The organism is Limnohabitans sp. TEGF005, from assembly GCF_055394835.1.
Window position 1 is genome coordinate 2,444,490 of the sequence record NZ_AP029226.1, and the last position, 13,277, is coordinate 2,457,766.

General features: G+C 59.6%; 16 protein-coding genes. 3 read left to right on the plus strand and 13 right to left on the minus strand.

The window, feature by feature from the left end; genetic code table 11:
• Window positions 1-7 precede the first annotated feature (7 nt).
• Window positions 8-850, minus strand: coding sequence for a hypothetical protein (locus ACZ5RG_RS11850; RefSeq protein WP_464447134.1), 843 nt, complete (start codon window positions 848-850; stop codon window positions 8-10).
• 16 nt (window positions 851-866) lie between these two features.
• Between ACZ5RG_RS11850 and ACZ5RG_RS11855 the strand changes: the two genes are divergently transcribed.
• From ACZ5RG_RS11855 to ACZ5RG_RS11865, 3 genes are all read left to right on the plus strand, one after another.
• Window positions 867-1,316, plus strand: a complete 450-nt coding sequence (locus ACZ5RG_RS11855; protein WP_464447135.1) for a hypothetical protein — start codon at window positions 867-869, stop codon at window positions 1,314-1,316.
• A gap of 66 nt (window positions 1,317-1,382) precedes the next feature.
• Complete coding sequence (locus ACZ5RG_RS11860; protein WP_464447136.1) at window positions 1,383-1,790, plus strand: hypothetical protein; 408 nt, start codon at window positions 1,383-1,385, stop codon at window positions 1,788-1,790.
• Window positions 1,791-2,180: 390 nt separating this feature from the next.
• Window positions 2,181-2,489 (plus strand): hypothetical protein, encoded by a 309-nt coding sequence (locus ACZ5RG_RS11865; RefSeq protein ID WP_464447137.1) that lies wholly within the window; start codon window positions 2,181-2,183, stop codon window positions 2,487-2,489.
• A gap of 248 nt (window positions 2,490-2,737) precedes the next feature.
• Here ACZ5RG_RS11865 and ACZ5RG_RS11870 read toward each other — a convergent pair whose 3' ends face one another.
• From ACZ5RG_RS11870 to ACZ5RG_RS11925, 12 genes are all read right to left on the minus strand, one after another.
• Window positions 2,738-3,238 carry a hypothetical protein gene (locus tag ACZ5RG_RS11870; protein ID WP_464447138.1) on the minus strand — a complete coding sequence of 167 codons (501 nt, stop codon included), beginning with the start codon at window positions 3,236-3,238 and terminating at the stop codon, window positions 2,738-2,740.
• On the minus strand, window positions 3,235-5,862 hold the full coding sequence (locus ACZ5RG_RS11875; protein ID WP_464447139.1) for a phage tail tape measure C-terminal domain-containing protein: 2,628 nt from the start codon (window positions 5,860-5,862) through the stop codon (window positions 3,235-3,237). The genes ACZ5RG_RS11870 and ACZ5RG_RS11875 overlap by 4 nt, the downstream gene beginning before the upstream one ends.
• Window positions 5,855-6,088, minus strand: a complete 234-nt coding sequence (locus tag ACZ5RG_RS11880; protein WP_464447140.1) for a DUF7697 family protein — start codon at window positions 6,086-6,088, stop codon at window positions 5,855-5,857. The genes ACZ5RG_RS11875 and ACZ5RG_RS11880 overlap by 8 nt, the downstream gene beginning before the upstream one ends.
• Before the next feature lie 83 nt (window positions 6,089-6,171).
• Window positions 6,172-6,522, minus strand: a complete 351-nt coding sequence (locus ACZ5RG_RS11885; RefSeq protein WP_464447141.1) for a hypothetical protein — start codon at window positions 6,520-6,522, stop codon at window positions 6,172-6,174.
• A gap of 15 nt (window positions 6,523-6,537) precedes the next feature.
• Window positions 6,538-7,476 (minus strand): phage tail tube protein, encoded by a 939-nt coding sequence (locus ACZ5RG_RS11890; RefSeq protein WP_464447142.1) that lies wholly within the window; start codon window positions 7,474-7,476, stop codon window positions 6,538-6,540.
• A gap of 35 nt (window positions 7,477-7,511) precedes the next feature.
• Entirely contained in the window at window positions 7,512-7,958 is a 447-nt protein-coding gene (locus ACZ5RG_RS11895; RefSeq protein WP_464447143.1) for a hypothetical protein, read from the minus strand.
• Between the two features lies 1 nt (window position 7,959).
• Window positions 7,960-8,631 (minus strand): DUF6441 family protein, encoded by a 672-nt coding sequence (locus ACZ5RG_RS11900; protein ID WP_464447144.1) that lies wholly within the window; start codon window positions 8,629-8,631, stop codon window positions 7,960-7,962.
• Entirely contained in the window at window positions 8,628-8,969 is a 342-nt protein-coding gene (locus ACZ5RG_RS11905; RefSeq protein ID WP_464447145.1) for a head-tail joining protein, read from the minus strand. Before ACZ5RG_RS11905 ends, ACZ5RG_RS11900 begins: the two co-directional genes overlap by 4 nt.
• Complete coding sequence (locus ACZ5RG_RS11910; RefSeq protein ID WP_108401942.1) at window positions 8,969-9,973, minus strand: major capsid protein; 1,005 nt, start codon at window positions 9,971-9,973, stop codon at window positions 8,969-8,971. Before ACZ5RG_RS11910 ends, ACZ5RG_RS11905 begins: the two co-directional genes overlap by 1 nt.
• A 3-nt stretch (window positions 9,974-9,976) precedes the next feature.
• Complete coding sequence (locus tag ACZ5RG_RS11915) at window positions 9,977-10,354, minus strand: head decoration protein (RefSeq protein ID WP_464447146.1); 378 nt, start codon at window positions 10,352-10,354, stop codon at window positions 9,977-9,979.
• Window positions 10,355-10,366: 12 nt separating this feature from the next.
• The gene (locus ACZ5RG_RS11920) at window positions 10,367-11,761 is read right to left on the minus strand and encodes a S49 family peptidase (RefSeq protein ID WP_464447147.1); all 1,395 of its coding nucleotides are present in this window, start codon (window positions 11,759-11,761) and stop codon (window positions 10,367-10,369) included.
• A 13-nt stretch (window positions 11,762-11,774) separates the two neighbouring features.
• A complete protein-coding gene (locus ACZ5RG_RS11925; RefSeq protein ID WP_464447148.1) occupies window positions 11,775-13,277 on the minus strand; it encodes a phage portal protein in 1,503 nt (500 codons plus the stop codon).

Consider the following 13,277-nt stretch of genomic DNA (forward strand, 5'->3'; position numbering starts at 1 on the left):
CTCCTAGTTAGATGTAACGCACCACAATCCGCGCGCTGGCGGCTGGTGCTGATGTGAATCGCAAAGTCGCCCCGGAATTGACCAGGACGTAGGCATCGAGTGAGTCCTGCACCACGTAATTGACCGTCACGATCAATTTGTGGACGCTGGACGCTGCAGTGCTCAGACTGAAGTCAGTAGCCGAACCATTGCCGGTAAAGACCTGTGGAGCGACGCTGGAGCCGCCCGCTGCAGCGGCATACCCCTGCGCCTGACTCATGTAGCTCTGAGCTTGGGTGGCAGATGTTGCTGATGCTGTCGCAGAGTTCGCCGATGCGGTCGCACTGCCAGCCGACGCCGCAGCCGAATTCGCGGCACTGGTTGCTTGCTGACTGGCCGTCGCCGCATTGGCGGCAATGGACTGTGCGTAGTACTTGGCCGAATACTCGGTCGAGCCAGAAACAGGCCCCGATGTCTTGTTCGCCCATTCCTCGGCTGCGGCTGCGCCTGACTGCGCTTCCTTGTCCAAGTAGCGCACGCTGATCACCACGCCACTGGCAGGAGCCGAACTGAATCTGAGCGTTGTCGTGGCTGGTGTGGTGTAGGCATCCAAGGGTGCCTGAGGCACCCCGGCAACCGTCACCATCAGTGCGCCGGGATATCCAACGGGCCGACTGATTGTGAAATCAGTCTTCACGCCGTCGCCGGTAAACACATCGGCGGGAATGACCGTATTGGCCGTCACCGCTGCTGCCGATCCTGCCGCTTGCCCTGCCCAGTATTTGGCTGAGTAACCACTGCCGTCGACCGTACCGGTGGTCTTTTGCGCCCAATCAGAAGCAAGAGCGGCTTGCGCCTGCGATGCCGTCAACGACCCTGCTGCGCTTGTGGCACTGCCTGCCGCCGCAGTCGCCGAATTGGCCGCTGCAGTAGCACTCGCCGTTGCATCCCCAGCTTTAGTCGTTGCCGTTGTGGCTGACCCAGCTGCCGACGTGGCCGAAGTTGCCGCATTGCTGGCACTCGTGCTGGCGTTGCTGGCCGAGGTTGCTGCCGCTGTGGCACTGTTGGCTGCGTCCGTCGCTTTACCACTTGCAGTAGTGGCAGAACCTGCCGCTGCAGTAGCGGAGCCCGCCGCATTCGTGGCTGAGGTTGCCGCTGCAGCCGCCTGCGTACTGGCGGAACTGGCAGAAGTCGCTGCATTGGTCGCCGACGTTGCGGCATCCGAGGCTTTGGTCGAGGCGGTACTTGCTGAACCAGCCGCAGCTGTCGCACTGGCCGCCGCATCCGTTGCCTTTTGCGTGGCGGTTGATGCTGAAGAAGAGATCGACTGCGCGTAGTACTTGGCCGAATAGTCGCTGCCGCTGACGGGGGCTGTCGTTTTGGTCGCCCAATCCTGCGCCAGAATGGCACTGCCAGATGCACTGCTGGCCGAACTTGCTGCAGCTGTTGCGCTGCTGTTTGCATCGGTGGCCTTAGCCGTTGCTGTTGTTGCAGAGGCAGATGCCCCGCTGGCACTGTTGGCTGCATTGGTCGCCGATGTCGCAGCGTCGCTGGCTTTGGTGCTGGCTGTGGTGGCTGAAATTGCCGCATTGGTGGCCGAAGTCCCAGCATCAGCAGCCCTGGTCGTGGCCGTGGTTGCTGAGCCTGCTGCCGATGTTGCACTACCAGATGCCGCCGTCGCAGACGACGATGCCGAATTGGCACTCGCAGCAGCTGCCTGGGCGTGGTACTTGGCCGAATATTCCGTCGAGCCAGAGACTACACCGCCGATTTTGGTGGCCCACTCCTGTGCAGACGCTGCGCCAGATTGAGCTTCCTTGTCGAGATATCGAACACTGATTCCCACACCTGTCGCCGGTGCGGACACAAAGCGCAGGGTTGTACTGGCGGGGACCGAGTACGAATCTATCGGGGCTTGAGGAACTCCGGCCACCGTCACCAACACAGCACCCGGATAGGCCACGGGATGGCTGAGTGTGAAATCCGTCTTGACGCCATCCCCTGCAAACACTTCAGCCGGAATCACCGTATTGGTGGTCACCACGGCTGCCGAGTTGGCTGCCAGACCGGCCCAATACTTCGCCGAATACCCAGTGCCGTCAACGGTTGCAGCGGTTTTTTGCGCCCAGTCAGACGCCAACGAAGCCTGCGACTGAGCCGAGGCCAAAGCGGTCTGTGCATCGGTTGCCTTACTGCTGGCCGTGGAGGCGGAGCTCGCCGCCGAACTGGCACTGGTGGCCGCATCGCTGGCCTTTTGCGTTGCGGTGGTGGCCGAGGCTGCCGCCGCTGTTGCCGAGCTCGCGGCATTGGTGGCACTGGTTGCGGCATTGGTCGCCGAAGTCGCCGCAGCCGTTTTGCTGCTGCTGGCATCACTGGCTTTGGTACTGGCAGTGGTTGCCGAAGTCGCCGCAGCCGTCGCAGAACTTGCCGCACTGGTTGCAGAATCACTGGCCGCACTTGCCTTGGTACTGGCTGTTGTGGCCGACGTCGAAGCACTGCTAGCCGATTGAGCAGCATTACTCGCTTGTTGGGTAGCCGTGGCCACCTGATTGGTCAGATCTTGGCGGGACGCATCGAGTTGGGTTTGAACTCCATGAATGACGTTGGCCACGCTCCTGACCTGGCCACCTTCCGTGGCCACGGTCGTCTGATCATTCCCGTGGACGATCTCATGGAGCAGTTGGGCATCCCCCTCGATCGTTCCCACAGCTTCATCCAGCCGGGTCTTGAGGGTCATGATTGGGTTCCTTTAATTGATCTACCAGTAATCAGCAGCCGCCATGGATTGGTTGAGCCAGGTGTGCAGGCGCTCTCCCAGCGCAATGGCGTCTGGCCCCAGCACCGCAGCAACTTGGGTCTCATCGGCAGTGAGCCGTGGAAATTCCTGCACTTCCAATTGCGCTTTGACTTGCCAGCGGTTGCCAGGCAACAGCTCGGTGTCCCACGGCACAATGAACCGGGACTGCACCGCCTGAACACCCAAGCCACCCGCCAAGGGCATCGCAAACCAGAGAACGCCTTGGTTGAGGACATGCATCCACCAGGCATCAAAAACGGCAAACGCCTGTTGCGAGAAACGCCACTCCGCACGCACCCGATAAAGCGTGCTAGTGGAGCGCAAGCGCATCCGAGCCACCCCGGCATCGATATCCGTTCGCACCGCATTCGATTGCGGGGCCAGCCCATAGCCCTCGATGCGCGGCAGCGGCAAGGTGTCCGGCCAAACAGGGATGCCAGCAGGCAAGGTCACATCACTCATCGCAAAGCTCCTACCGCTGGGTTAAGCCCATAGCGACGCTCAAGCGTGGGGGCAATACCCACACCCTGGTTGATGGAACGATTCATGCGCGCCTCGATCTGCTCGACGATCACATCCAGCCGAGTGCTACCGTCGGGTTGCTGGGTGGTTTGAACTCTCGCGTCTACGCCTGGCGCATGGTTGGTCACATTCACCAGCACCTTGACCGGCGACGGATTGTTTTTTGCCAAAGCGCCACCGAGTGCACGCAACTGCCCCTGCGTGAAAACCGCCTCACCCGGCTGCGCGATGATGGGCACCTCACCCGCCACCAAGCCACCGGTATGAAACCGCTGAGCGCCATCGAAGTGCTGCAGCCCGACAGTGCGTGTGGCCAGCACATCGCTGCCAATCAGGCCACCGGTGTGCGCCACCATCGTGCCGCCCGACATCAGGTCCGTAGCTCCAGCAGGGAATGCACCGCCCAACCCGTTGCCGCCTGAACCACCAAACAGGTTCAGTCCGCTCATCCACCCGGCCAAAGGCAAGGTGATCATTTTTTGGATCTGGATGCGTACCAGGTCCGCAATGATCGAGTTGGCCAGACTGTTGAAGTCCACCTTGCCGGTCGTCACAAACTGAACCATCGCGTCTTCCATGGACTTGAAGGCACCGGTTACGGCACGTTCAGCCTGCTTGGCCGCATTGGTCGCGTCCTCGATGTAGGTGCGCAGGGAACTACGAAGGCCATAGTCAAAGCTGCGCTGGTATTCCACGTTGGCACGTGCGAGTTCTTCCACGATCGGCAACTGCCGCGCCAAGGCGTCGTTGATGGCAGCGATGGCCTCGGCCTTGAGTCCTGGATCGTTGATTTGCTCAGCCTGGCGCAACGCCATGACAGCGGCTTTTTCCATATCGAAGCGTGTCTGCAGCGCAGCGCGCTCGACTTCGCCGACATCCAGAAGCTGCCGCTTCAACTGCAACTCTTCCTGCTTGAGGCGGTTGTTGCCGATGTAGTTCTCGGTGATCTGATGAACCTTTTGCAGCTCCTTCTCGTACTCCTCAAACTTCTTGTCGGCCTCCTTCTGCTTCTCCATCCGCTCGATGGCCTCGATGTACTTTTCTGCTTCCTTGACGACACCTGCGTAGCCCTTGCGTTCCAGCTCTAAGGCCCGTGCGCGCAACTCAGTACCTTCACCTTGGGTGACGCGCAGAGCACGCTGCTCCAGTTGCTTCAGAAACTGCAAGCCTTCGTTGTTCTTCTCAAAGCCAGACAGGTCTAACCCACTGGGTCTTTTACGAGGCATCTTGGGCAAGAACTCGTCATAGATCTTCTGAACCTGCGCAGCTTGCTCTGCCGTTTCCAGGACAAACTTTTGCCCCATGACGCGCACCGTTCGGCGTTGCTCATCGAAGAACTTTTCGATCTTGTTGACGTAGCCAGGGTTGTCCGTCAGATGCGTCAATCGGTCGTTTGCAGCCTCGACGAACCGATCACGCGCCGCTTGCAACTTGGCGATTTCGGCATTGATCTGCGTCTCGTCATAGCCCATGGTTTTCATGGAGCGCAGCATGTCGGTCTTGATCCAGGTCTCCACGTCCTTGGCGACAACCTGCAGACTGTCAAAAGGCTGGCTGATCACGCGCTTGGCAAGCACCGCTGACTCGGCAATGAAGCCCAACCCGGTCGCTACTTCCTCTAGAAAGGACAAAACCTGTTGGCGGTTGTGCGTGATGGCCTGCAACTCGCTCGTGAAACCACCGGCCTCGGTTTTGGCCAGGAACATCTGCTCCGTCAGGTCCGCCAAGATCGGTAGCAACGCGGAACCGATTTGGCGCTGCACGCCTTCGTTGACCGCGTGCAAACGCTTCATGTTGTCGTTGAACTCCTCTGCAGCGCGTGCTGCATCGGCAGACATGACCAGCCCGAGCCGCTTGGCCTCTTCCATCATTTCAGTCAGCCCATCACGCCCCTGGTTGAGCATGGGGATCATGTCCAGACCGTTCTTACCGAACAGCTTGACCGCGAGCGCCGCCTTTTCTGCACTGTCGGGCATGGCTGCGAATTTCTCCGCCAGATCCAAGAGCACCTGCTCAGTTGGTCGAATCTGCCCTTGCGCATCCAGCGCCGACACACCGAACGCCTTGAGCGCAGCACTGCCTTCGCCACCCTTGACCTTGGCATCGAACATGGCAGTCGAGAGAAATTTAAGCGCCTTGGTCAAACTCTCAGCACTCACATCCGACAGCTCGGAGGCATACAACAGTGCCGACAAGGCCTCGACCGAAACAGCGGTTTTCTGAGAAAGCTTGTTGAGCTCTTCGCCCACCTCAGCAACCGGAACAACCAGCTGATGCATGCCATAGCCGAGCGCAGCAACGGATGCCCCCACGATCAACCCGGCGGGGCCAAGACGACCGAGCACACTGCCCAGCATCCCAAGGCGTGAAGTGGCGTCCTCCATGCGCACGAAAGCGTCGTTGGCCGCCTTGGACAACAGGTTCAGACCGGCAGAGGCAGGCTGCGATGCTGACTCGATTTTTTTGAGCGATCGCTCTCCGGCTTCGCCCACGTCTGCCAGTTCAGCTTTGACTTTGCCGCCGTCAATGACAGCCAGTCGAATCGATAGGTTACGTTCAGCCATTTGGGTTGTCCGGAGATGGTTTGTTCAATGCTTGAGTCAGGCCCGCCTCAACGGCAGGGAATAAATGGGTCATGGCAGCAGGGTCTGCATCCAGGGCATGGCTGGCAGACATCCACGCGTTGAAGTCCATGCCCAGTACTGCGCCTTGAACAGCGCGCACTTGGGATGAACAGACATCAAGCACCGCAAGGGCCTGCCAGCCCTCTTCGGTTCTAGGTGAATTCACCCGGTACGGACACTCAGGACAGGTCGTCTCGCATGCCTCGCAGTACGTTGCCCCGCCACCGAAGTGCCATTCGGTGCGGGCCTTCAGCCGTTTTTTTCAGCGTCCAAGAGATAGAGCGCGGCCAGGTATTCACGCTCGAAGGCATCGGCCACTGGCCACAGCTCCATGAGCGCAGCAATGCCGTCCGGCGTGACGGCTGCGGCTTTGCCTTTGTCGTCACCCACGCCCTCCCAAGCCAAGATGGCAGCCTTGGCCAACTCGGTGATGAGGGTGGCCGTGCGCTCTCCGGCTGCAGTGTGGTCTTTGCCATCGATCAGGGCCGCTGCATGGCGAGCTGCCATGACCAGCGCAGTGGTCGCAGGCTTGACTTTGATGCGCACGCCTTGAACCAGGTCGAGCCAATACGGCTCACGTTTCAGATTGAGTTTGAGCATTTTTGCCTTTTAAGTTCAGTACGCAACCACGTCATTGACGAGTTGCACGGTCAGCATGTGACCGGCTGCGGTGTTCTTGGCAGCCTGCCAGTCGAAGGTGGCCTGAATACCCCCGGGGCCAGAGATCGATAGCTTGGGCTTAGGCAGGTAGACCTCATGCGCTATGAAGGTCAGGCTCTTGGTTGCGTCAATGACATAGCTGAAGGTCAACTCCAGCGGGGTGTTGTTGGTTGCAGCGTCGATCAATTCCGTATCCGCAAAACGCACCTCCAAGTTGCCCGTCAAGCTGGCCACTGTGGGATCGGCTCCTTCGATCTTTCCGTCGGAGCGAATCGTTTCGATGCGCGCCAGATTGTTCGAATAGGTCAACTGCGCGGCGACCACGTTGCCCAGGGCCTGGCCATTCTTTTTGATCGAACCCTGAAACTGATTGAAGCGGGTGATCGGCAAAGTGGTGGGCGTCACGTCTGCGCTGGAGGTTCGCTTGACTTCCCCTTGGGCAATGAGGCCCAAGGTGGCGTCGGCTGCGCCAGAGCGCGCGAACTTCACCTGCAATGAGTTGGCCATCACGCCCGAGGCCAAGAAGTACGCTGGGATGTCCGGCAGTCCCGTCTCCAGTGACAAGCTTGGCAGACCTGAGTTGCCAGAAACGAAGGTGTGGGTGTGCGCGGTGTCTCCAAGGCTCACTGGACTTCCCAACAGCGCTTTAAGCCACATGCCGATGTTGCGAAGGTCGATGGGAATGACGATGTCACCCTCGACTTTGATCACGTCACGGATGGGCGCACTCGGGTCTCGACCTAGGCCAATCAGATCGTTAGCAATCAGGCCTTGCTCTGAGCCCAAGGTGGTGGAGACAAATGGAATCTTTCCAAAGTCTCCGGTCGGTGTGTTGCCATAGGTGGGTTCAAACGCAGCCAATAGGCTGGCGTTCGCGCCATATGCACGAGCCATGGTGAATCTCCAGGTTGTTAAAGTTTGTGAGGCGATCAGGCCAAGGGATGGCTACTCGCGTAATGCATCACCACGTCCAGCGTGCAGGCCTTGATGCCCACAGACCCTTCGGGTGTGACGTCTTCAAATTTGGGCGGCATCACTTCGGTGTGGTCAATCTGTCCAGACAAGGTCGGATCGGCCAAGACCAGGGTGCCCAGCGCATGAAGCAATTCATCCATGCGCGCGTCTCTGGCAGATGCCTCAGGGTGCGCAACATAGATTTCGATGCTTGCCGCGTGCTCCCACAAATAGGTCACAGGCGACAAGGTGACATCGACCTGAGTCATGTCCCCATCTCGCAAGAACACCATGGCGTGCTCGCTGAGCCGCTCCGGCAAGGATGAGTTTCTGCGTATGGCATTGGGCTGCAGGGCTAGGCCGTCCAACAGCGTGAATAAAGCCCCCAGCGCCGCTTCTCGTTGGCTGGTTTTGATCGTCATTTCATGTGTCCGAACTTTCTTCTGGCCACGACTGCGTGACCAACACCATCAGCCTGTCTTGCCACCGCTGGGCAGCACTGGCTATGTCGAATTTCTTCTTGAGTTGGGCTTGCGGTACCAGCAAAAAAATGGGGACTGTGGTCAGCCCTCGTCCTGATTTCTGAGCGGAGGCAGATGCTGCCGCGAAGCCTCCGCGCTTGCCTGTTTTGGCCCGAAAGTTGTCCGCTACCAGTAGCGACGGTTTGCCCGAGCGATACACAAAGCGCAGTCGTTGACCGCGCATGCGCTCCCACAGACCAGGCGTCATGCGTTTGCCGCGTGGCCCAGTGCCTGCTGCAGGGAGCGGGATGGCGAGCCAGAATCCATTTTTCGAACGGATCAACGCACCTTGGTCGTGCGCCGCAACGACAACAGGCGCTCGGCTGTACACAAGCCCCGCCGACCCCAAGCTGGGGCGGCCCTTCGGGTACACCTCCCCACGCCAGGTATTGGCCAGACGCGAGCCCAGACCAGCGCCTTCGATTTGCGAGCGCAATTCACTCTTGAGCCCTTGCGTCGCTTCTCGCACGCCTGTGGTCACCGCCACCCGAGCTGAGTTCAGCTCCTGCGCCATCATCTTGGAGAGATCGCCCTGCAGGGTAGCCAGTAATCTCACACCCGATTTCACGCTCATGCTGATCTCGCCGTCGAGGGATAGTCAGGCAAGGGGTAGGCGCTCACCGTCCAGATCAAACGATCACGGTCGACCAGCGCATCGCCTTGAATCACGTAAATGACACCCCACCACGTCAGGCGATCGCCCTCTTGAGGCCGGGCAACATCGGCTGCTTGCAAGTCAAACCGATACGAGGTCACCGCCAGATGTGACTGGCCGAATTCCTGTACAGAATCCGGTGCCTTGCTGATGACCTTGAGTTCGATGGTCTCCCCAGCCACAGTGCAGTACTGCGCCGGGGATCCCAAACTTGCGAACAGCCGTTTGACACCCAAGGCAAACGGATCGCGTGGCATCAGCTGGCCAGGAGCTTGACCAAGAGCCCCGGACGATGGCACATCGGCAGCGGATTGCTCTGCGTGTGCAGATCCGTGCCACGACCAAATTCACGAGGCTCTTGCTTGGCGTACAGGGGCTGGCCCAGCGTATTGACCGTCTCATTGAAGTCAGCCGGTGCAAAGTACGTGGCAAAGGTATCCACCGTGCCTTCGGGGAAGGCATGGCCTTCGCCAGAAGCGATGAACTTGCGCACATTGCCATCCACATCGGAAGCCTGGCCCAGATACTCCTCGAAGGTGACGCCCGCAAAGGTGAAGCCCGTGCGTTGATCTGCACGCAGCGCCAGACTCTCCTGGTACCACTGATATGCCTTGACCACATTGGGGTGAGCCGTCAGAAGATCGAAGAACTCCGGCGAGACCAGCACGCGAACACCGGTCATGTATTCGCCCTTGAGGTTGAGCTCAAGGTAGCGCTTGAGATCCAGGCACTTCTTCTTGACATCGGTTTTCTCGTTGTTGAGCGCGAAGTTGAATTCCTTGGGCTCAATGCCGAACTCATCGAAGAGGTTGTAGAGGACTGAGCCATCCGCGTCCAGGATCACGCCCTTGAGTGCGCCCATGCGCAAATGCTCCAGCGTGATGGCGTGCTTGTTGCGCATCGACTGCAGATGCTCGGCCATCACGTTCGCGATGGTTTCGGTGTCGGTTTCAGAGCCGAAGGCGCGCAGGCCTTGCACCTCTTCGGGCAGCACCACATCGTCGTGCGGAATGTGCGGGATGATGAACGAGCGCAGCGTGCGGCGACCACGCTTGCCCACCGTGCCAGGGGCACCGACAGGCAGCGTAGGCAGCAGGTTGAGAACGCCATTGCGCTCTTCCACCGCAATTTGGCGAAAGCGTACAGGGCGAGCAGGCATCAGGTTGATCTGATCGAGCTTGCCGAACTGGTTAGGCAGGATGTTGATGGCAGCGGTTAGCGCCGTCATCGAAAACGCGGGGGACTGGAAAGGATTGTTCATTGCTTAGACTCCTTGGCGAACGAGGACGCCGATCGCTTCGAGCTGAGCGATGGCTGCGGTTTTTTCTTCCGTGGTGATGGCAGCAGGCCAGATCAGCGCATGATCGGCCACGATGGCTTGACGCGAAACGATCAGGCCGTTGGTTTTTTCTGCAGAACTGGCATCGATGCTCTGTAGCACCACGCCAGCGGCAACCTCGGAACCATCGGTTGCCGAAGGGTCGAGGGCTTTGACCTTTTGGGTCGCACTGACTCGGCCAATCACGGCACCGAGCTTGAGGTTTTGTCCGGACAACACAGTGACCTGGTCACGGGAGTACAGGTTTTCCTCTTCGTACTTGAGCAGGTCGCCCAAGGTGAGGTCATTGGTAATGGCAGTCATCAGGTTCTCCTATTAACGGTGGGTGACTTGCGCTGCGTCACGCTGCTTTTGAGCGCGCTGCTGCGCCGCACGAACGACGGGGCTGTCTTCGGGCTTGGCTTGGGTTTGGGTTCCTGCCTCGGGCAAGATGCGACTGGAGATTTCGGGAGAACCACAGGCCTTGGCCGCCAACAGCTCCTTGCGTGCCTGGTCAACCGAGACACCACGCTCGATCAGTGCCGCCGTCATCTCGGACTTGCCCGCCAGAAGACACATCTCGGCAATGGCAAGTACCTGGGCACTGGCCGCCTTGATGTCGTGGCCTTGGGCTACGGCACTGACTTGCAACTGAGCGCCGGGTTGATCTCCCGTGCTTTGCGCGGCATCGCTATCTTGTGCAGGCCCAGTGCCCGTCTGGTCGGCTGGTTGGTGTTGCTCTTCTTGGTTGGTCTGCCCATCGGCAGTTTGGGTTGCATCGTTTTGCATGCAAACACTCCTTTTCATGGACGGCCCGGGCGTGGAGATCCCCATCTCGCGGCCCGAACCTTGAATTCGCGCGATGGATGTCGTTTTCGTTTGGAGCTCTTCACTCAGAGCGATCAGTGCGTCGTCAAGCGTCCCGACCACATCGGCCAGACCGGCATCAATCGCGTCTTGCGCGAAATACAGTCCGGCTTCGGTGTCTTGAACGTCTTGCGCAGAAAGGTTTCGATTGACTGCGACCGTCGAAACGAACAGGCCATACAGCCGGTCCACTTCGGCCTGCAGGGCTTGCGCCGCATCGGTGGACAAAGGCGCATGAGGCGACATGTCGTTCTTGCGATCCCCGGCATACACCGCCGTGTAGCGAAGCCCGCTCATGGCGTCCCGCTGGGACTGATCCACATGCAGCGCTATCACGCCAACAGAGCCCACACCACCGGTTCGGGTGACATAGACCCGGGTGGCTGCGCTCGCGATGGCATACGCTGCGGAGAATGCGTCGTCGTTGGCGACGGCCCAGATGGGTTTGATCTGCCGAGCCGCCGCGATCTGGTCTGCCAGATCAAACGCACCACCGGCTTCGCCGCCTGGTGAGTCAATGTCCAGCAAGATCGCATTGACTGCAGGATCCCGAACCGCCTGCGCAAGCTGCGCACTAATGGCCGAGTAACTGGTCAGGCCCGAGGCCGCATCGACCGCTGCCGCTCGCCGCACCAAAGTGCCGGACACGCTGATGACTGCGATGTTCGATGTCAACGAGGTTGGATTGGCAGGCGGGGCCTGCGCAGCCAAGTGCTTTATGAGTTGTTGCGAATCATCTGACATGGCCACTCCCAAACGGGGGCCAAGCACCGAGAGAATCACATCCAGTTTTCTGGGGTGGATCAGTAGGGGCGTGCCAAAGATTCGCGATGCCAAATGTGGCATCGACGAGATGTGGTTCATAAGTCCTCTGGTTTCAGGTTTGCTGATCCACCAAGGACGCGCTTGGTGAGTCAGGTGGGAGCGAGGGAGCAGCCGAGTTGGTCGCACCATTGCGGGCCACTTGTCTGGGGTCCGTATCCAAAACGAGCCCCAACGCATCAGCCCGTGCGTTATCTGCCGCGATCTCTTTGTCGATCGTTTCCGCGTCGTAGCCAAAGGAAGAGATGGCCTCAGACCGGCTCATCAAACCGGAGCGAATGGCCAGCTGGAGGGCTTTGAATTCCTTCTCGGGATCTACCCACTGCCAGCCTTGCGGGATCCATTTCGCTGCCTGCCATGCTTTGGCGGACTGACGGCTCTTGGCATAACCCGTCGCTGTCAGTGCGCCACTGAGCACTGCGGCATCCATCCATGCACGCCAGATCGGGCGGCACATCTGATGCACGATCACGCCATGCTGGATGGCTTCACATCGGCGACGGAACTCTAGGAGACCGGCACGGATCGATGAGTAATTCACGCCCGACAGATCGCCCGTCAACTGCTCATAGGTGATCCCCATGGCCACAGCGACCGCACGAAACTGCACTCGCAGGAACTCCGCGTAGGAGCCGCCGACATCCGCCGGATCGGAGAACTTCACGTCCTCACCGGGCTCCAGGACTTGCAAGGTGCCCGGCTCCAAACCCGTCATAGCCACGCCCATTTCATCCGCTTCACCTTCGCCCAGCAGTTGGTCTTCGGGTGATTGACGCGTGATGAAGCCAGCGAACATGGCCGCCGTCTTTTTACGAACCAACTCTGCGTCGTCGTACTGGTCGAGCTCATTGAGCTTGACCAAGGCCCGCGACAGCCAGGGTTCGCCGCGAATCTGTCCAGGTCGCAGGGGGCGAAACAGGTGGACGATTTCCTCAGCTGGGACCGGTACCAGATCGTTGCCGTTGACCGTCAAGCTCGGGTCACCCGGATGCTCGCGGTACAGGTGGTAGGCAACCCGACGCCCAAGGGCATCAAACTCGATGCCGCTGCGGATCGGGTTGCCCGATGCACTGATCGTGTTCAGGCTCAAAGGCAGGTGCTCGGGCTCCAGAATCTGCAGCTGGATCGGCACACTCAGGCCATCCTCTTGCCGCCGATTGCGGATGCGGATCAGGCATTCACCGCCCTCGACCATCGCCCTGCAAGCAAGTGACTGCAGGCCGTAGAAATCGGTGAGGTTGTTGCTGTCTGCTTCCTCCACCCACTGCCACCACAGCGCATGAACCTTCTCCCGGAACTTGGGGTCATCCACCAAGGATTGCGGCTTGATCCCCGTGCCGATGGCATTGGAGACAAAGCTGTCGACCGCGTTGGCCGCCCAGGCGTTTCTGCGCACCAGATCCCGAGACTTGACCCGCAGTTGGTTGCCCGTGGCCAGCATCGCCGAGACAGCTCCCGGATCACCAGGATTCCAAACACGAGACCTGCGACCTGAGCCAGCAGCCTCGTGAACGGAATTCCAGCCCACATAGGCTGTGAGTTTTTTCCAAAAGGCCAT